This window comes from Ideonella sp. P3_A4 (assembly GCF_056403075.1).
In genome coordinates this window covers 1-18,920 of sequence record NZ_JBFUGE010000067.1, presented here as the reverse complement: position 1 = coordinate 18,920, position 18,920 = coordinate 1, and the positions used below count along the sequence as shown (strand labels likewise).

Here is an 18,920-nt window from a genome sequence, read left to right as displayed (position 1 = left end):
GTCTTGTCTTGCTTGACGCGGTTGGCAACAGCGTTCTCGAACGAGAAGCGGCCGAGTGCGGGCAGCTCCCACACGGTGTTCGGGCCACCGGCTTCGCCCACCACCCACGCCAGTGCACGGCCTTCGACGCCGTTCTCTTCACCGTTCAGGTGGATGCGCGCGGTCTTCACGCCCTTCTTGGTCGTCGGGTTCCAGTAGGCGCCCGGCTCAGCCATGTCGGCCGAGCAGGTGCGACCGAAGGCGGTGGTGCCGGCGACCCAGGTGTTGGTGGCCGTGTCCCAGGTGTACACGTCGGCGGCCGACTGAACCATGTCCTGGCCGGTCAGCACCTTCAGGTCGCTCTTGCGGACCACCCACTTCGACACGAAGGCGCCGATGCTGCCGTGAGCGCGCACGGCGCCCAAGGTGTTGCCGATCTCGTGGTTCATCGTGACGGTGAAGGTGCCGTCGTTGTTGTCATAGGCGCCCAGACCGTCGGGGATGCCGACCATCTTGTAGCCGTTGGTGGCGGCGTCGCCGACCGAGATGATCGAGGTCACCGACACGCCGGTGGCGCTGGGCACCAGGTAGGGCGCCTGGCTGCTGCTGGGGCCGGTGGCGGCCTGTGCGGCCGACAAGACCAGGGTCATTGCGGCGGCCAGCGCCAAGGTCTTCAACTTCATGTATCTCGCTCCTAATGATGATGGGGCTTGCCGCCCGTGATACGGGGGCGCAGCTGGAGCAACAGGCTAGGCGGCGACCGTGACGCCGTGTTGAAGGCCGGGTGACCGGTTGATGACAGGCCCTGGTGCTTTCAGGGGATAGAGGTTTTGATGAGCGCCCGACGGACAGTCCGTGCGGATGGCACGCTAGACTGCCGCGGCGCCGATCGTGGCGCGATCGTTCCACGTGTTTCTGGAGGGAGACCAGATGTCGAAGAAGACCCACGCCATGCTCGCGCTGACCATGGCTGTGCCGATGCTGGCGGCCACGGCACAGGCCGCGACCACCATCCGTGTGCCGCAGGATCGCAGCACGATCCAGGCCGCCATCGATGCCGCGGTAGCCGGCGACACTGTGCTCGTCGCGCCGGGTACCTACCATGAAGCCATCGACTTCAAGGGCAAGGCGATCACGGTGACCAGTAGCGATGGCGCCAAGAAGACGATCATCGATGCAGACAGGAAGGGCCCCGTGGTCAGCCTGTGGTCCGGTGAAACGCGCGCCGCGGTGCTGAGCGGCTTCACACTGCAAAACGGCAGCGGCCAGTGGAATGGCGGTGGCGTGTACATCACCATGGCATCGCCGACGGTTCGAGACAACATCGTTCGCCACAACACGGCAAGCGGTGGCAACGGCATCGGTCTTTCGGAGTCGTCGGCATTGATCGTCAACAACCACGTCCTCGACAATCGAGGCGGATCGATCGGCGGAGGGATCTATCTGAGCGGTCAAGGCGACCCCGAACTGACCGACAACCTGATCGAGGACAACCAGACGGATGGCGAAGGCGGCGGCATCGGCATGAACAGCGCCGCCCGTCCCCTGTTGGCACGCAATGTCATTCGCAGGAATCGAGCCGGAGAGCGTGGCGGCGGCGTCGCAACCGTGAACGTCTGCAACCCGACATTCATCGACAACCTGGTCCATGAGAACAGCGCGCCAGCCGGCGGCGGTTTGTCGTTGATCCCCCCGTTCGAAACACAAGGTGGCCTGTGGGTCAACAACACGGTGGCGCACAACGAGGCCATCACGGGCAGCGAGCTCTACACCAACAACAACTTCGTCAGTCAGCTGCAGCTGACGAACAACATCTTCGTCACCTCCAAGGGCGCGACCGGCCTGTATTGCACGGGAGAGTTTGACCCCGTTTCTCCCGTCTTCCATCGCAATGACGTCTACGCGACCAACGGCGCGACCATCGGCGGCGTCTGCGCCGCCGATGCAGGCCAGAGCGGCAACATCTCCGCCGACCCGCTGTTCAACAGCGCGGGCAAGGGCGCCAAGGCCTTTGCGCTGACGGCCGGCTCGCCGGCCATCGACGCCGGTGCCAAGACCGCMGCGGCCGGCGAGACCGACCTGCTGGGGCACAAGCGCCGCGTCGACGGCAATGGCGACGATCGCAGGGTGATCGACCTGGGCGCGATCGAGTACGGTGCGCACTGATCGGGCTGCCTGGCGCTGATCGGACCCGCGGACGGACGCGGCAAGCCCGGCCGCCTTCGTCTTCTTCGATCAGGGCGCGATCCGCCCTTGAGAGCGCCGGGCCGAAGGACGGTGCAGTTGTCCCGTTAGACTGCCGCGGCGCCGATCCGGCGCGACTTGACCCCGGAGGGAGCCGAGATGTTGAAGAAGAACCACGCATTGCTGGCGCTGACCGTGCTGGCCGCCACCGCCCAGGCCGCCACCATATGCGTGCCGCTCGACAGCAGCACGATCCAATCCGCCATCGATGCCGCGGCAGACGGTGACACAGTGCTTGTCGCGCCGGGCATCTACCACGAGTCGATCGACTTCATGGGCAAGGCGATCACGGTGACGAGCAGCGATGGCCCCAAGAAGACGATCATCGATCCGCACCGCAAGAACTCGGCCGTGCGCTTCCATTCCGGGGAGACGCGCGCTTCCGTGTTGAGTGGCTTCATGTTGCGCAACGGCAATGCCACCGAACACCCGCTGACCGGCGGCGGCGTCCAGATCTACTACGCGTCGCCGACGATCCGCGGCAACATCGTGCGAGACAGCTCGGCTTGCAGCGGCAACGGCATCGCCGCAAGCTTTTCGTCCGCCCTGATCGTCGGCAACCACATCCACCACAACCATCAGGATGGATGCGGCGGCGGGACCGTCGGCGGTGGGGTCGAGATCTTCGGCGACGGCGCGGTGGAGCTCACCGACAACCTGATCGAGTACAACCAGACCGACATGGAAGGCGGCGGGATCGGCATGAATGGCGCGGGCCATCCGCTCATCGCACGCAACACTGTCCGCTTCAACACGTCGGGCGATTGGGGCGGTGGTGTCTCGACGTTCAACGTCAGCAACCCGACCTTTGTCAACAACGCCGTCTATGGCAATGTGTCAGGCGCGGGCGGCGGAATCGCCGTGTCCGTGCCCTCCGGCGGGCAGGGGGGCTTCTGGTTCAACAACACGGTCGCCGACAACCAGGCCAACGACGGCAGCGAGCTCTACACCAGCGGCTTCCCCCACGACGTTCAGTTTACGAACAATATCTTCTTCACGTCCAAAGGGACGAGCAGCGTTTTCTGCGACGGCACCGAAGACCGAGTGTCGCCGGAGTTCCGCAGGAATGACGTCTTCGCTGCCAACGGTGCATCGATCGGCGGCAGGTGCGTGGCGGCCGCGGGCCAGCACCGCAACATCGCTGTCGATCCGCAGTTCGACGGCGCAGGCCAGGACGTCAAGGCCTATGCCCTGACGGCCGGCTCGCCGGCCATCGATGTCGGTGCGAAGACCACCGTGCCAGGCGAGACCGACCTGCTCGGCCGCAAGCGCCGTGTTGACGGCAATGGTGACGACCGCAAGGTGATCGACCTCGGCGCGATCGAGTACCACGCGCACTGATCCCACATCGATCACGGATCGGAGGCCCGCTGCCAGATGTGGTAGGCCCCGGAACCCTTGGCCATGACAGCCCGAAAAGCGGCGTGCGTCCGCTTGCCCCCATCACCTGTCAACATTCTTTCAGGAATGGAGTCTTCGGATGCTCGCTAGATTCATCGCCAGCCTTTGCCTGGCATTGATGTCACCGTTGGCACTCGCTCAGTCGAAGGCGCTGGAAGAGCGAGACCAGTTGAAGGCGGAGATCTTTCGCCTGACGGCGGCCAAAGACTTCGCCGGCGTGGAGCACCTGGCCGCGGATGACTTGTCGTCGCAGGCCAGGTTTGCCGACGGCAAGTGGCGAGTGACTTTTCTATACGAGTACTTCTCGGACGCAGCCACCGCGCGGTTCGAGGACGACAAGGCCTGGCAATCTGCGCTGGATCGTGTTCGGGCCCTGGCAAAGCGCCGCCCATTGGCTTGGATGATGGTCGCGCAGCTCTTGGAAGCTCGGGCTTGGCAAGCTCGTGGAGAGGGCTTCGCCAGCTCCGTCAAGCCAGAGGCCTGGCCAGCTTTCAAGCGCTACCTCGCGCAGTCGCGGGACGTTCTCGACGATCACAAGGACGAACTGTCCTCCCATCCGGCGTGGTACTCGGCCCGCCTGCGGATGGCAACAGGACTAAGTGAAGGTGACGCGCTCTCGAGTGCCGTGTTCCAAGTGGGCGTGAGGAGGTACCCAGCGTTTCACGCCATCTACTTCAATCGCATGCGTCATGTCAGTCCCAACTGGGGAGGCAGCAAGGAGCAGATGCTGGAATTGCTGAATCAGGTGGTCAGGCAGGACGATGCGGCGCGTCAGGAAGCGATGTATGCCCGCCTGGTCTGGTTCTCGGATGAAGCTGGCTATTCGCTCGTCCACAAGAAGGAGATCGACGAGGCGGCACTGGCGCAGGATGCCGAGGCGCTAGTTGACGCCTTTCCGGATCAGCGTAACGTGCAGAAGATGTTCTTCATGGCCTGCGAGCGTTCGGACAAACCTTTGACGTCGAAGATACTGAGCCTCGTCAATCTGCCCGCGGTGCCTGAGGTGTGGGGCCGCAATCTGTCGATCCTCGACACCTGCCGTGATTGGGCTACGGGCAAGCTGGACATGTTCGTCTTGCGCGTGCATGACGGCGACAAGGTCGAGGACAAGCTGGTCCGTTGAGGCCCGACGACGCCGTTGGCCGCGATCAGGCGGCTTGCGGAGCCTTCAGCGCTTCGGCGAGGCGGCGTGCCTGGGGCCCGAACGCATACGCGTCCATGGCCAAGTGACCATAGGTCACGCTGTCGTGCAGGCGCTGGCCCACGGCATCGCGGCCACCGGCACCGGCGGCCACGTAGAACGGCAACCAGTGCTCGTCGGTCGGGTGCATGTGGGCCGCATGCGGCGCCTGGGCGCGGTAGTCGAACAGCGTCGCCCAATCTCGCGCGGCCACTTCGTCGCGCACCCACTTGCGGAAGGCGGCGCTCTCGGGAAATTCCGGCGTGTCGATCGCAMCACGCCCGCCGGCGAACAGGCGCAGGTTGTGGGTGATCGCGCCGCTGCCCATGACCAGCACACCCTCGGCCGCCAGCGGGGCCAGTGCCTCGCCGAGCTTGAACAGCGCCTCGGGCTTCCAGTTCGGTGGCCAGGCCAGCGGCAGCACCGGGATGTCGGCGTCGGGGAACATCGAGCGCAGCGGCGTCCAGATGCCGTGGTCCAGGCCACCGTCGTTGTCGACGTGGACGGGCAGGCCGGCACCGCGCAGCAGCGTGGCCACCCGCTCGGCCAAAGCCGGTGCGCCGGGGGCGTCGTAGCGCAGCCGGTACAGCGCGTCGGGAAAGCCTGAAAAGTCGTAGACGGCCTCGTGGCGCGGCGCGGCCAGCAGCACCGGCTCACGCGTCAGCGAATGCGCCGAGATGGCGAGGATGGCCTTCGGCGTGCCGAAGGTAGCGCTGATCACCGGGCCGAGGCGGCGCCAGAAAGCGCCGGCCTCGCCCGCGTCGAGCGCGGTCATCGGCGAGCCGTGGGAGATGTACAGCGGCGGCAGGGCGGTGGAGGTGTCCATGTCGACGATTGAAGCACCGGGCGGATGGTTCAGGCTTCGAGCCCACTGCATGCTGCATTCAACGCAGTCGGGCTTGTGCCGCGGGCCGCCGGTGCGGCGGGGCTTTCGGTGTACCGTGCCGGGCATGACTGCTGCCCTCACTGCTTCGACACCCCGCGAACCCTCGGTCTGGCGCCTGGCCGCGCAGCAGGCCATGCGCGACTTCCGCGCCGGCGAGTTGCGGCTGGTGTTGGTGGCGGTGCTGCTGGCAGTGACGGCGCTGACGGCGGTGGGTTTTTTCGCCGACCGGCTGCAGGCCGGGCTGACTCGCGACGCGGCGCAACTGCTGGGCGGTGACTCGGTGATCAGCAGCGACCACCTGTTGCCGTCCGTGTTCGAGGAACACGCGAAGCAAGTCGGGCTGACAACGGCGCGCACGGCGGCCTTCCCGAGCATGGCGCGGGCGCCGGACGACAAGGGTGGCGCCAGCCGCCTGGTGGCGGTGAAGTCGGTCAGCGGCGGCTACCCGTTGCGCGGCAGCCTGACCGTGGATGCGGGCCAGGGCGAAGTGGCGGTGCAGACCGGCCCGGCGCCGGGCGAGGCGTGGGCCGATGCCACGGTGCTCGATGCGCTGGGCCTGAAACTTGGCGATGGCCTGTTGCTCGGTGACGCTCGGCTGACCTTGGCCAAGGTGATCGTGATCGAGCCCGACCGCGGCGCCGGTTTCCTCGCATTCGCGCCGCGGGTGATGCTGAACGAGGCCGACCTGGCCGCGACGGGCCTGGTGCAGCCGGCGAGCCGCGTGACCTACCGGCTTGCGATGGTGGCCCCGGCTGGCCGCGAGGTGGCGGTGCGCGACTACACCCAATGGGCCGGCGCCAAGATCAAGGGCGAGGGCCTGCGTGGCATGCGTGTCGAGTCGCTCGAATCGGGCCGCCCCGAAATGCGCCAGACGCTGGACCGGGCCGAGAAGTTTCTGAACCTGGTGGCGCTGCTGGCGGCGCTGCTGGCCGCGGTGGCGGTGGCCATCGCCGCGCGCGACTTCGCACAACGCCACCTCGACGACTGCGCGATGCTGCGTGTGCTGGGCCTGTCGCAGCGGCGCATCGCCGGCGCCTTCGCGATCGAGTTCGTCGGCCTGGGGCTCGTGGCGAGCCTGGCTGGCGTGCTGGCGGGGCTGGCGATGCACCTGTTGTTCGTCAAGCTGCTGGGCGCTTTGGTGCCCGCCACGCTGCCGCCGCCCGGCGTGTGGCCGGCGCTGTTTGGTTTGGGCGTCGGGCTGACGCTGTTGCTGGGCTTTGGCCTGCCGCCCGTGCTGCAGTTGGCCAAGGTGCCGCCGCTGCGCGTGATCCGGCGCGACGTGGGCCAGTTGCGGCCCGCGTCGCTCGGCGTGTTGCTGGCCGGCGCGGCCAGCTTTGCCGGCCTGTTGTTGGCCGTGGCGCGCGACCCGGTGCTGGGTGCGATCGCCGTCGGCGGCTTTGCGGCGGCCCTGGCCTTCTTCGCACTGCTCGCCTGGGTGGCCGTGTGGCTGTTGCGGCGCGCGGTGCCCGAGGCGCGCGCACCGCGCTGGTTGGTGCTGGCGACGCGCCAGATTGCGGCGCGGCCCGCGTTTACCGTGCTGCAGGTCTCGTCGCTGTCAGTCGGCTTGATGGCGCTGGCGCTGCTGGTGCTGCTGCGCACTGACCTAGTCGACAGTTGGCGTGCCAGCACGCCGAAAGACGCGCCGAACCGCTTCGTGATCAACGTGCAGCCGGACCAGGTCGACGAGTTCCGCAAGGCGTTGGCCGATGCCAAAGTGCCCGAAGGCTACGACTGGTACCCGATGATCCGCGGCCGCCTGGTGGCGATCAACGACGAGCCGATCGGCACTCGTTTCGCCGAGGATGAACGAGCGCGCCGCACGGTGGAGCGTGAGTTCAACCTGAGCCACAGCGCGCAGATGCCACCGCACAACCAGGTGCTGGAAGGCAAGTGGACGGCCAACGAGGCCGCTGGCCTGAGCATCGAGCAGGGCGTGGCCGAGACGATTGGCGCCAAGCTCGGCGACTCGCTGCGCTTTGACATCGGAGGCCAGTTGCACGATGCGCGCGTCACCAGCATCCGCAAGGTCGACTGGGGCTCGATGCGGGCCAACTTCTTCGTCATCTACCCGGTGGCTGAGATGACCGACGTGCCAGTGACCTTCATGGCGGCCTTTCGCGCGCCGGATGTGGCCGTGGCGCCAGGTTTCGACAACGCATTGACCAAACGTTTCCCGAACATCACGGCGATCGACGTGTCGGCCTCGGTGCGCCAACTGCAGCAGGTGCTGGACCAGGTGATCCGTGCGGTCGAGTTCCTGTTCGCGTTCACGCTGGCCACCGGGCTGGCGGTGCTGTTCGCGGCTGTCAGCGCTACCCGCGAAGCGAGGGCGCGCGAGTACGCGGTGATGCGCGCCTGTGGCTCCGGTGCGCGCCTGCTGGGTCAGGTGCAGCGTGCCGAGCTGCTGGGCGTGGGCGCGCTGGCCGGGCTGCTGGCCACACTGGCCGCAGCCGCGGTGGGCAGTGCGTTGGCACGTTATGCCTTCGAGTTCCCGTGGACGGCCGCACCGTGGGTGCCCCTGGTAGGGGCGCTGGCAGGCGCCTGGCTGGCGCTGGCCGCGGGCTGGTGGAGTTTGCGTGGCCTGCTGCACCGGCCAGTGATGGACACGCTGCGCCGCGCCGGCGAGGTCTAGGTGTGAAGAATCACCAAGACGCTGCGTGCCCCTGGTGTCAATCTGACTGGAGCCTCCCTCGCGGAGGGAGGCTGGAGGGAGTGATCGTTCGTGCTGGAGCTCCCTCGTGGAGGGGGCTCGGGGGAGCTGGGTGTATGCCGATAGGCTAGGTCGGCGGCTCCTGCCGCCGACCTAGCCTCCGCGCCAGTCGCCGCCGATGGTGCTGGTGGCGTGCTCGCCTTCGAGCGTACGCCGCATCGCCTGCAGGCCCTGCTCGATCATCCCAGCGACGGCCGGTGCCATTTCGTGCGGCAGCAGATCGGCTACCCAGGTCACGCGGCTGCGGCCAGTGCCATCGTCTCGCACCTGCGCCGAAGCGTTGTGGTGCGTCAGCCGGCCGCCGGTGGCCGACCATGCGATGCGGCGCTGAGCATCGCTGACGTCGATGATCAGCTCGCGCGCCGTCATGCCATTGGCGAACTGCACGATGCGCGCTTCGCCTTCCAGCCGGCAATCGACGACGAAGCCTTTGACCAGCCGGGTGTGCAAGGCGCCCACGTCACGCAGCGCGTCCCACACTTCGGCGGGCGTTGCGTCAATGCCAATTTCCTGGTGAATAGAAGCCATTGGAAGTCCCTCGGTCGGTGTTTGAACAGGGCTTCAGCGTAGGCGGTCGCTTCGCCGCCGTCGTGCCGTTTTCGGACCTTTGCATCCGCTGAACGCGGGGCAGCAATCGCCGCGCCTGGCACGCCAGGAGGGTTTGGCTCGACAGCCTCAGCGCGGCTGGCGCGCGTAGCTCGCGGTCAGCATCTCCCACTGGTGCCCGTCAGGCTCGTTCCAGTAGATGCCGCGGCCACCCCAGTGGGTGCTGATCTTCATGTCCATCGGGCCGCGCACGTCCGCACGGTAGGCGATGCCGGCGGCCTGGATGCGCGCGAGGATCTCGTCGAACTCCGCCTCGCTGACGCGAAAGCAGAAGTGCTGGATCGGGAAGTCCTCTTGGGTGTCGATGAAGTCCAGTGTCAAGCCCGAGTTCACGTAGACCGCGGTGAAAGGCCCCACGCCTGCTTCGCCCCAAGGCACGCCGAGCAACTCGGCGAGTTGGCGCGCCGACTCGGTCTTGTGGTGGGACGACACGATGGAATGGTCGAGTTCGATGGTCATGGCAGTTCCCTGTTGAGCCAGAAATCTTAGGCGGGTTCTGGAGCCCCGGTTCGCCGCAGGGACCATCTTGTTGGCACCGGGTTTGCCGGCATCGATTCCCGCTCGAGGGCCTTTCGTCGCAGCGCTTGTGGCGTCTCGGCTTGCACTCGTCTAATCGGCGCCCATGACGATGACCCGCCGACAACTCGCTGCCCTTGCCCCCGCCGTGCTGTTGCCGTCTTGGGCGGCTCGGGCGCAGACGGAGCCGACGCTGCTGACGCCGGATGGCTTCGCCATGGCGCACATGAGTGGCCAGGCTTGGCTGGTCGGTGAATTGGGAATCCACAACGCGTCGGCCACGGCCACCGAGTTGCGGGCGCTGTCGGTGTCGCCTGCCGGCACCGGGGCTCCCGCGCTGCTGCATCTGGACGGTGCGCCTTTGCTGGCCGCGGCAGCCGGCGCCAAGGGCCGACCCGCCACCAGCCTCAGCGTCGCGCCGGGCGAATCGCTGTGGCTGTTTCTGTGGCATCCGTTGGCCACGCGTGGGGATGCCGTCACATCAGTGCGAGTCGATTGCACGCTGCAAGGCGAGGGTGCAACCACGTTGACACCACTCACTGCAACGTTGCCGTTAGCACAGCCGACGCCGCTGGGCGCCCCGCTGCGAGGTGGTCCTTGGGCCGCGGTGTTCGACCCGGCCTTCCCATTCGGCCATCGGCGCGCGGCCTTCGTGCGCGATGGTCGCCGCTACATCCCGGCGCGTTTCGCGATCGACTGGATCAAGCTCGACGCGCAAGGCCAGCCTTGGGCTGGCACTGCGAGCTCGGCCTTCGAAAAGTGGCATGGGTGGGGGCAGGACGTTCTGGCGGTGGCGGATGGCCAAATCGTCGACTTGCGCGATGGCCGCGAAGACGTGCTGGCGAGCCAGCTGCCGGCCGAGCGGTGGACGGACGAAGACGTGGCCGGCAACTACCTGTGCCTGGCGATCGGTGGCACAGGCGGCGGCCGCTTCGTGTTCTACGAGCATCTGCAACGCGGCAGCATCGGCGTGAAGCGCGGCCAACTGGTGAAAGCCGGCCAGGTGCTCGCCAAGGTCGGGCGTTCGGGTGTCAACTCGTCGGGCCCGCACCTGCACTTTCACGTGGCGGACCAGGTGTCGACCCTGCAGGCACAAGGCCGCCCTTACGCCTTTGCGGGATTCCGCCCGCTTGGCCAGTACGGCAGCATGGACGAGGCCGAGAGCGGCCGTGCCTGGACGCCTCGACCCGCCACTGCGGCCGCGCGCGCGAACGGCGAGATGCCCGCACCGAATGCGGTGCTGATGTTCGACGAACCTGGAGGCTCGAAGATGTATGGACTGATCGGAAAGATGCTTGCCAAGCCCGGCCAGCGCGATGCGCTGATCACGATCCTGCTGCAAAACGTGGACGTGATGCCCGGCTGCAAGAGTTATGTCGTCGCGCGCGAGCCTGGCAACGAGCAGGCGATCTGGATCACCGAGGTCTGGGACAGCGAGGCCAGCCACCAGGCTTCGCTCGGCATGCCGGAGGTCAAGGCGGCGATCCAGCGGGCGATGCCGCTCATCCAGGGCTTCGAGCAGCATCAGGTCGTCGAACCGGTGGGTGGCCACGGCCTCGGCGGCTGAACAGCTGTAACGGGCGCGGGCGGTGCTCTTTCGTTGAGCAATCCAGGCCAAAGCCTCTGTCATCAACGGCTTACAAGCGCCATGCTTGTGTTGTCCACAGCGTTGTCCACGTCCAAGGGGGACAAGTGACCAAGGTCACGGCCCACAAATAGGTCGATCGGGCTGCGAAGGGGGCCGTTGGCTGTGGTAGGGCCTCAGTGCGTCGCCCAGGCCTTCAACTGCTTCACCAGCGGCGCCATCCACGGCTGGGTCAAGGCGTAAAAGGCCAGTCGGCCGGGTGAGGGCCAGCGCCGCGGGTCGCTTTCCGACAAGACCACCAGGTCCGCCGGTACGGCCGAGCTGTTGAGGCAGCCCACGCCCCAGCCGGCGCGCAGCGCGGTCACCACCGCCTGGCTGCCGCTGCAGGCCATGCGCAGGCTGTGCGGCTGGCCACGCCGGGCCAGGGCGGCCAATGCCAGCTCGCGCACCGGGCAGGGCTCGGCCAGCAGGACCAAGGGCAGCGGCCGGTTCGGCGAGGCGTGAAAGCCCGGCGCCGCGACCCAGGCCAAGGGCTCACGCCGCAACAGCAGCGCATCGGCTGGCGGCTCGTGCGCAGTGATCACCGCCAGGTCGAGCGCCCCGTCGGCCCACTGGCGCTGCAGTTCGCTCGAGCGGGCCCAGGTCACTTCGAGCCCTGCGCCATCGGCCTGTTGCTCCAGAAAACCCAGCAGCGCCTTCAACCGCGCCGGCAGAAAGTACTCGCTCAGGCCGATCCGCCACAGCCCTTGCTCGGTGGTGGGCTGCAAGGCTTGCATCGCCGCCTGTTGCAGATCCAGCAGCTCACGCGCATAAGGCAGAAAGCGCTCGCCCTCGCGTGTCAGCTGCAGCTTGCGGGTGGTGCGCTCGATCAGCCGTGCGCCCAATGTCGACTCCAGCTGCTTCAGCTGCAGGCTGAGCGCCGACGGGCTGCGGTGGACCCGCCCTGCGGCGCGGGCCAGGGCACCGCTGTCAGCGATCGCGACAAAGCTCTGCAGCCAGGACGGGTCGAGATGATTCATCAGAAATACTCGTGAATGAGGAAAGAAAGATTCGCTTCACGCACGATTGTGGCAGGCCTAGCATCACCCCGTCGTCTCCGCTTTCAACCCTCATCCCCAAGGACCTGCCATGCCCTACATCCACATCCAGCTCTCCGGCGCTACCGACAACACCCTGGCCGAGCAGGTGGCCGCCACAGCGTCCGAGTTGACCGCCCGCGTGCTGCACAAGGACCCGGCATTGACCGCGGTGGTGATTGATTTCGTGCCGGCCACGCAGTGGTTCGTCGCCGGCCAGCGGCTGGCCGACAGCCCGCGCCGCTCGTACCACTGGACGGTCAGCATCACCGACGAGACCAACACCAAGGCCGAGAAGGCGGCCTACCTGGCGGCCGTGCACCAGGCGATGGACGAGTTGCTGCACGGCGCCGTCGAGCACTCGTACACCTACGTGATCGATGCCCGCGCCGCGGCCTACGGCTTTGGCGGGCGCACGCAGGAATGGCGCTACCAGCAGCCGGCGTGACAGTCAGCACCGAAGTCCACCGGCGCCAGAAACGACACGACCCGCGCAAGGCGGGTCGTCTTCTTCGGGCCACGGCATGGTGCCGTGGCGCGGAGGATCATTCGGCCTCTTGCGCCTGCTCGATCAGCCCCATGTCGGCGGCACTCATCAGCGCGGTGATGTCCATCAGGATCAGCATGCGTTCGCCGACGTTGGCGATGCCGGTGATGAAGCTCATGTCGACCTGGGCGTTCATGCCCGGGGCCGGCTTGACCTGGTCGGTCGACAGCTCCAGCACGTCGGAGACCGAGTCCACCACGGCGCCGACGACGCGGCCCATGATGTTCAGCACGATCACGACGGTGAAGGCGTTGAAGTCGGCGCTGTTGCAGTTCAGCTTCACCCGCAGGTCGATGATCGGCACGATCACGCCACGCAGGTTGACCACGCCCTTCAGGAAGGCGGGCGAGTTGGCGATGCGGGTCGGCTGCTCGTACGAACGGATCTCCTGCACACGCAGGATGTCGATGCCGTATTCCTCGCCGCCGAGACGGAAGGTCAGGTATTCGCCGTGGGTGGCCGCCGCGGCGGCTGCGGCTCGGGCGCCCTTGCCAGCGCGCGCGGCCTCGTGCTTGGCCACCTGCTTGGCTTCGGTGATCATGTCCATGGTCTTTGCGGTCCTTTGGGTGGAGGCTGGGCTTCGAAGATCGCCCGCTGTATGGCTTATCGGCGGTTGCGCGGCTGGGTGAAGCTCAAAAACTTTCCCAATCGCTGTCGGATTTGGCAGCCGGGGCGCTCAAATGCGGCCGGCCAACCGGGGTCGTGCTGTCGCGGCTGGTGTCGCGAGCGGTCTGGATGACCACCTGCGCGGCGCGCTCGTGCGTTGCCGGTGGCGCGACCGCCAATGCGGGCTCGCCAGCGAGCTGGAAGGCCGAAACGACCTCGGCCAGGTGCTCGGCCTGGCGTTTCATGCTGTCCGCGGCGGCGGCCGATTCTTCGACCAGCGCGGCGTTCTGCTGCGTCATCTGGTCGAGCTGGACGATGGCCCGGTTGACCTGGTCGATGCCGTCGCGCTGCTCGGCCGCGCCGGCGGTGATCTCGCCGATGATGTCGGACACCCGGCGCACCGAGCCGACGATGTCGCCCATCGTGGCCCCGGCGTCGTTCACCAGGCGGGTACCGCTGTCGACCTTCTCGACCGACGCGCCGATCAGGCTCTTGATCTCACGCGCGGCTTCGGCGCTGCGTTGCGCCAGGCTGCGCACTTCGCCGGCCACCACCGCGAAGCCGCGGCCCTGTTCGCCGGCCCGGGCCGCTTCGACAGCGGCGTTCAGCGCGAGGATGTTGGTCTGGAAGGCGATGCCGTCAATCACGCCGATGATGTCGCCGATCTTGCGGCTGGAGGCCGCGATGTCGTTCATGTTCGACACCACGCCGGCAACCACCTGGCCGCCGCGTTCAGCCGCTTGCGCGGCCGATGCCGCGAGTTGGTTGGCCTGGGCCGCGGCGTCGGCACTCTGGCGCACCGCGCCGGTCAGCTGGTGCATCGAGCTGGCGGTTTGCTGCAGGTTGCTCGCGGCTTCCTCTGTGCGGTGCGACAGGTCGGCGTTGCCGCTGGCGATCTCGCCCGAAGCGCTGGTGATGCCGTCGGTCGAACCGCGCACCAGCCCGACGATGCGCGCCAGGCCGGTCCGCGTGGTTTCGACCGAGCGCAGCAGGCGGCCGACCTCGTCGTCGGCGCCGGTTTCGACAGCTTGGCTGAGGTTGCCCTCGGCGATGGCGCGCAGCGCTTTGTCGGCCACTTCCAGGCGCCGGCGCAGCGAGCGCGCCAGCCAATGGACCCAACCGAAGACCGCGATCGACAAAGCCACGGCAACCGCGAAACTGGTGGCTGCAAAGTTCATCGCCGCGGCGCGAACCTCGGTCGTGTAGACGCCCGAACCCAGCACCCAGCCCCAGGCGGCGAAGCCGGCGACATAAGAGCGCTTGGGCTCCGGGTCCTGCTTGCCCGGTTGCGGCCACAGGTAGTCGACATAGCCCGAACCTTGGGCCTTGACCATCGCGACGAATTCCTTGAACAGGAACTTGCCGTCGGGGTCCTTCATCTGCGACAGGTCTTTGCCGTCGAGTTCCGGCTTGATGGGGTGCATCACCATCAGCAGGTTCATGTTGTTGATCCAGATGTATTCCTTGCCCTCGTAGCGGATCGCCTTGATCTCGCCGCTGGCCTTGGCCTGGGCTTCGGCGGTGGTCAGCTGGCCGGCCTTTTCCTGGTCGTGGTAGCGCTCGGCGATGGCCATCGCCTGCTGCACCGCCATGCGGGTGGTGGACAGGCGCTGGTCGAGCGATGCAGTGTGGAAAGCACGGCCGGTGTGGGCGGCCACCGCCAACACGGCGACAGTGACCAACGCCGCCAGCCAGTACAGGCGGGCGCTGAGGGACCAGGAACGGCGCATGGGTTTGTCTCCAATCTGCGTGGCTGTGACGCGAACGGCCCCGTTCGGGGCCGTTGCGGCAAGTGAATGCGAGATCTGTTCGGCGTTACGGATCAGAACGAGGTCCACTCGTCCTCGGCTGCCGTCGGCGCGGCCGCTGGGGCCGGTGCGGCTGCAACCACGGGCGCTGCTGCTGGTGTCGCAACTCGAGCGGCGGCGGCGGCCGGGCGGGCTGCCGGCGCGGTGGCGCGAGCCGGGGTGGCGCTGCGGGCAGCGGCCACAGGGGCGGGCGCGGCAGCCACGGCCAGCGAGCCGTTGCCATCGAGGCGGAAGGTGGCCACCACCTTCATCAGGCGCTGGGCCTGGTCCTTCAGGCTTTCGGCTGCGGCGGCAGACTCTTCCACCAGCGCGGCGTTCTGCTGCGTCATCTGGTCGAGCTGGGTGACGGCGGTGTTGACCTGGCCGATGCCGGTGCTCTGCTCGCTCGACGCGGCGGTGATCTCGCCGATGATGTCGTTGACGCGGCGCACCGAGCCGACGATCTCGGTCATCGTGCTGCCGGCGTCCTGCACCTGGCGGGCGCCGTTCTCGACCCGGTCGACGCTGGTGCCGATCAGGCTCTTGATTTCCTTGGCCGCTTCGGCCGAGCGCTGGGCCAGCGAGCGCACTTCGGCGGCGACGACCGCGAAGCCGCGGCCCTGCTCGCCGGCACGGGCGGCTTCAACGGCCGCATTCAGCGCCAGGATGTTGGTCTGGAAGGCGATGCCGTCGATCACGCCGGTGATGTCGGCGATCTTGCGCGAGCTGGCGTTGATCTCGTCCATCGTCTTGACAACTTGGGCGACGACCTTGCCGCCACGCTCGGCCACCTGGCTGGCCGACGAGGCCAGCTGCGTGGCCTGGGCGGCCGATTCGGCGCTGTGGCGCACGTTGCCGGTCAGCTCGTGCAGCGACGCGGCGGTCTCCTGCAGATTGCTTGCGGCGTGTTCGGTGCGTTGGCTCAGGTCGAGGTTGCCACTGGCGACTTCGGCGCTGGCGGTCGAGATGCTGTCGGCACTGGCGCGTACCTGGCCGACGATGTCACGCAGCGACAGCTGCATGTCACCCAGCACACGGACGAAGGCCGAGATTTCGTCCTTGCCGTTGTCGACGATGTTCTCAGACAGGTCGCCGCGGGCGATGCGTTGTGCGCAGGCCGTGGCCGCGACCAGCGGCTTGGCGATCGAGCGTGCGACGGTCCACATCAGGCCGAAGAAGATGCCCAGGACAAGCAGCGCGCCACCGAGGCGGACGTTGCTCTGGATGGTGCCGACACGCTTGGCTTCTGCGCGCTCGGTGTTGATGCGCTCTTCGGTTTCCTTGACCATCGCGGCGAAGGTGGTGCGGGCCTTTTCCAGCTCGGGCAGCGAACGCTGGGCGTAGGCGTAGCCGGCGGTGTTGTCGAGCTTGGCTTCGACCACTTGCTGCAGCACCGGGGCCAGTTCTTTCGCATAGGCGGCCAGGCCGGCAGCGCCTTCGGCCAGGTGCTTGGCGCGTTCGGCATCTGGCGTCGGCGCGGTCAGCAAGGCGGTGGTGGAGGCCACTTCCTTGTCCCAGCGCGTCTTGTGTTCGGCGGCTTCGACGGCGTTGTTGCTGTTCAGCAGCACCGATTGCTCATGGCGCTGAATGCGGTCGAACGCAGCCAGGATGGCGCCGGTGTCACGGCTGACCGAAGCCTGCGCGTCCAGCAGCTCGTCGGTCTGCGACTGCAGGCCTTTGTAGCTGATGCTGGCCCAGACCCCGAGAGCCATGATGAGCACGCTGACGACCAGCATGCCACCCAACAAGCGGTGACGGATCGAAATGCTGCGGAGGAAGGTTTCCATGATGGTGCTCGGGTAACGGTCTGGGGATTCAGTGTGTGCTGGTTTCGCTGAGGTGAAAGCGCGAGACGAGGCCGTTCAGCACGCTGGCCTGGCCTTTCAGGCTCTCGGCGGCGGCGGCCGACTGCTCGACGAGCGCGGCGTTCTGCTGCGTCATCTGGTCGAGCTGGGTGACGGCGGTGTTGACCTGGCCGATGCCCTGGCTTTGCTCTGTCGACGCGGTGTTGATCTCGCTGATGATGTCGTTGACGCGCTTCACCGAGGCGACGATCTCGCTCATCGTGGCACCCGCGTCCTGCACCTGGCGGCTGCCGGAGTCGACCTTCTCGACCGAGGCGCTGATCAGGGTCTTGATTTCCTTGGCGGCCTCGGCGCTGCGCTGGGCCAGCGAGCGCACTTCGCCCGCCACCACCGCGAAGCCGCGGCCTTGTTCACCGGCACGTGCCGCTTCGACAGCGGCGTTCAGCGCCAGGATGTTGGTCTGGAAGGCGATGCCGTCGATCACGCCGATGATGTCGCCGATCTTGCGCGACGCGACGTTGATCTCGTTCATCGTCGCCACCACCTGCGCCACCGCGGCGCCGCCGCGTTGGGCCACGGCCGAAGCCGAGTGCGCCATCTGGCTGGCCTGGGTCGAGGCATCGGCGCTCTGGCGCACGGTGCCGGTCAGCTGCTCCATCGAGCTGGCGGTCTGCTGCAGGTTGCTGGCGGCCTGCTCGGTGCGGTGCGACAGGTCGGCGTTGCCCGAGGCGACCTCGTTCGACGCGGTGTGGATGCTTTCGGAAGCCTGGCGAACCTCACCCACCAGGCCGGACAGCGACTGCTGCATGTGCGACAGCGCGCGCAGCAGGTCAGCGGTTTCGTCTTTGCCGTCGGCGTCGATGCGGTGCGTCAGATCGCCTTGGGCGATGGCCAGCGCCACTTCGCGGGCATGGATCATCGGCCGGGTGATCGAAGCCGAGTTCATCAGCGTGGCGGGCACCACCAGCACCAGCACCAGGGCCAGCACACCGACGAAGGTCACCAGCGCGCTGCGCATCGAGGCGCGGAATTCTTCTTGCGTGGCCGCAGCCTCGCTGTCGATGATGGCCTGGATGCCGGCGACGTTCTGCTCGACTTGGGCGATGTGCTCCTTGGCCCGGGCCAGCATCTTGTCGGCGGTGCGGGCGTTGTCGTAGGCGCCGTTCTGGATCTGCTCCAGCACCTGCTGCGTCGCCTTGGCGTAGGCATCGATGCCTTCGATCGCCTTCTTGGCCAGCACGTTGTCGGCGTCTTCCTGGCCTTCGAGCAGCGCGCCGAGCGCCTTCTTGGTCTTCTCGATCGACTTGGCCCACAGCTCGCGGTGCTTGAGAACGGCCACGCCGTCCTCATAGTCGATCACCATGTTCTTTTCGTGCTGGCGAACCTCGCCAACGCCGCCGCGGATGTCGCCCAGCGTGTAGACACGTGTGACCGCCCGCGTCATGACCTCGTCGTTCAACGAGGCCAGGTGGCGCCCGCTGAGCACGGCGGTCAGGCCGACGAGCGCGAACAGCGCCAGCACGAGGACGATCGCGCCGCGCATGCGCCAACGAATCGTGAAGGCTCTCATCAGGTTCATGCGCTACTCCTCGTCGGTGCGTGGGTGGCAGGGGCTCAGGCGGTCATCCGACGGATCAGAAGGTTTCCCAATCGCCGTGCTCGACGGTGGCCGGCGCGGGCGCTGCGGCCACTGGCCTCGGCGCCGGTACGGGGGCGACGGCCTTGGGCTTGGCGGACAGCGGGGCCTTCACCGATGCCTTCGCCGGCGTTGCGGCGGCCGGGCGAGCGGCGGGCGCGCTGGGGCGCGGCGCAGCTTGGCGCACATCGGCCTGGCCACCCAGGCGGAAGCCGGCGACGACACCGGCCAGGCGGTTGGCCTGGTCCTTCAGGCTTTCGGCGGCAGCGGCAGACTCTTCCACCAGCGCGGCGTTCTGCTGCGTCATCTGGTCCAGTTGCACGACAGCGCCGTTGACCTGGCCGATGCCGATGCTT

Annotated in this window: 15 protein-coding genes and 1 pseudogene; 6 read left to right on the top strand and 10 right to left on the bottom strand. The window is 67.3% G+C overall.

The window, feature by feature from the left end:
- On the bottom strand, nt 1-662 hold a 662-nt coding region (locus AC1DYI_RS09520; RefSeq protein WP_477203857.1), incomplete at its 3' end, for a hypothetical protein.
- A gap of 247 nt (nt 663-909) precedes the next feature.
- On the opposite strand from AC1DYI_RS09520, the gene AC1DYI_RS09515 reads away from it, so the two are divergent.
- The 3 genes from AC1DYI_RS09515 (at nt 910) to AC1DYI_RS09505 (ending at nt 4,747) form a co-directional block, all read left to right on the top strand.
- Entirely contained in the window at nt 910-2,145 is a 1,236-nt protein-coding gene (locus AC1DYI_RS09515) for a right-handed parallel beta-helix repeat-containing protein (protein ID WP_477203856.1), read from the top strand.
- 198 nt (nt 2,146-2,343) lie between these two features.
- Nucleotides 2,344-3,564 carry a choice-of-anchor Q domain-containing protein gene (locus tag AC1DYI_RS09510; protein WP_477203855.1) on the top strand — a complete coding sequence of 407 codons (1,221 nt, stop codon included), beginning with the start codon at nt 2,344-2,346 and terminating at the stop codon, nt 3,562-3,564.
- A 139-nt stretch (nt 3,565-3,703) separates the two neighbouring features.
- On the top strand, nt 3,704-4,747 hold the full coding sequence (locus AC1DYI_RS09505) for a hypothetical protein (protein WP_477203854.1): 1,044 nt from the start codon (nt 3,704-3,706) through the stop codon (nt 4,745-4,747).
- A 25-nt stretch (nt 4,748-4,772) separates the two neighbouring features.
- Here the strand turns inward: AC1DYI_RS09505 and AC1DYI_RS09500 are convergent, their stop codons facing one another.
- Nucleotides 4,773-5,630, bottom strand: coding sequence for a dioxygenase family protein (locus tag AC1DYI_RS09500; RefSeq protein WP_477203853.1), 858 nt, complete (start codon nt 5,628-5,630; stop codon nt 4,773-4,775).
- A gap of 124 nt (nt 5,631-5,754) precedes the next feature.
- Between AC1DYI_RS09500 and AC1DYI_RS09495 the strand changes: the two genes are divergently transcribed.
- Nucleotides 5,755-8,322, top strand: a complete 2,568-nt coding sequence (locus tag AC1DYI_RS09495; protein WP_477203852.1) for an ABC transporter permease — start codon at nt 5,755-5,757, stop codon at nt 8,320-8,322.
- 171 nt (nt 8,323-8,493) lie between these two features.
- On the opposite strand, the gene AC1DYI_RS09490 is transcribed toward AC1DYI_RS09495, so the two are convergent.
- Both AC1DYI_RS09490 and AC1DYI_RS09485 read right to left on the bottom strand, forming a co-directional pair.
- Nucleotides 8,494-8,928 (bottom strand): SRPBCC family protein, encoded by a 435-nt coding sequence (locus tag AC1DYI_RS09490; RefSeq protein ID WP_477203851.1) that lies wholly within the window; start codon nt 8,926-8,928, stop codon nt 8,494-8,496.
- A gap of 147 nt (nt 8,929-9,075) precedes the next feature.
- The gene (locus tag AC1DYI_RS09485) at nt 9,076-9,465 is read right to left on the bottom strand and encodes a VOC family protein (RefSeq protein WP_477203850.1); all 390 of its coding nucleotides are present in this window, start codon (nt 9,463-9,465) and stop codon (nt 9,076-9,078) included.
- 163 nt (nt 9,466-9,628) lie between these two features.
- On the opposite strand from AC1DYI_RS09485, the gene AC1DYI_RS09480 reads away from it, so the two are divergent.
- Complete coding sequence (locus AC1DYI_RS09480) at nt 9,629-11,089, top strand: antibiotic biosynthesis monooxygenase (RefSeq protein ID WP_477203849.1); 1,461 nt, start codon at nt 9,629-9,631, stop codon at nt 11,087-11,089.
- A 194-nt stretch (nt 11,090-11,283) separates the two neighbouring features.
- On the opposite strand, the gene AC1DYI_RS09475 is transcribed toward AC1DYI_RS09480, so the two are convergent.
- Complete coding sequence (locus tag AC1DYI_RS09475) at nt 11,284-12,126, bottom strand: LysR substrate-binding domain-containing protein (RefSeq protein WP_477203848.1); 843 nt, start codon at nt 12,124-12,126, stop codon at nt 11,284-11,286.
- A 109-nt stretch (nt 12,127-12,235) separates the two neighbouring features.
- Here AC1DYI_RS09475 and AC1DYI_RS09470 point away from each other — a divergent pair, with 109 nt between their 5' ends.
- On the top strand, nt 12,236-12,631 hold the full coding sequence (locus AC1DYI_RS09470) for a tautomerase family protein (RefSeq protein WP_477203847.1): 396 nt from the start codon (nt 12,236-12,238) through the stop codon (nt 12,629-12,631).
- 97 nt (nt 12,632-12,728) lie between these two features.
- On the opposite strand, the gene AC1DYI_RS09465 is transcribed toward AC1DYI_RS09470, so the two are convergent.
- The 5 genes and pseudogenes from AC1DYI_RS09465 to AC1DYI_RS09445 all read right to left on the bottom strand — a co-directional run.
- Entirely contained in the window at nt 12,729-13,277 is a 549-nt protein-coding gene (locus tag AC1DYI_RS09465) for a chemotaxis protein CheW (protein WP_477203846.1), read from the bottom strand.
- A gap of 85 nt (nt 13,278-13,362) precedes the next feature.
- Complete coding sequence (locus AC1DYI_RS09460) at nt 13,363-15,066, bottom strand: methyl-accepting chemotaxis protein (protein ID WP_477203845.1); 1,704 nt, start codon at nt 15,064-15,066, stop codon at nt 13,363-13,365.
- 92 nt (nt 15,067-15,158) lie between these two features.
- On the bottom strand, nt 15,159-16,289 hold the full coding sequence (locus tag AC1DYI_RS09455; protein WP_477203858.1) for a methyl-accepting chemotaxis protein: 1,131 nt from the start codon (nt 16,287-16,289) through the stop codon (nt 15,159-15,161).
- Nucleotides 16,290-16,938: 649 nt separating this feature from the next.
- Complete coding sequence (locus AC1DYI_RS09450; protein WP_477203844.1) at nt 16,939-18,507, bottom strand: methyl-accepting chemotaxis protein; 1,569 nt, start codon at nt 18,505-18,507, stop codon at nt 16,939-16,941.
- A 55-nt stretch (nt 18,508-18,562) separates the two neighbouring features.
- Nucleotides 18,563-18,920 (bottom strand): annotated as a pseudogene (locus AC1DYI_RS09445) (methyl-accepting chemotaxis protein); the annotation flags it as partial.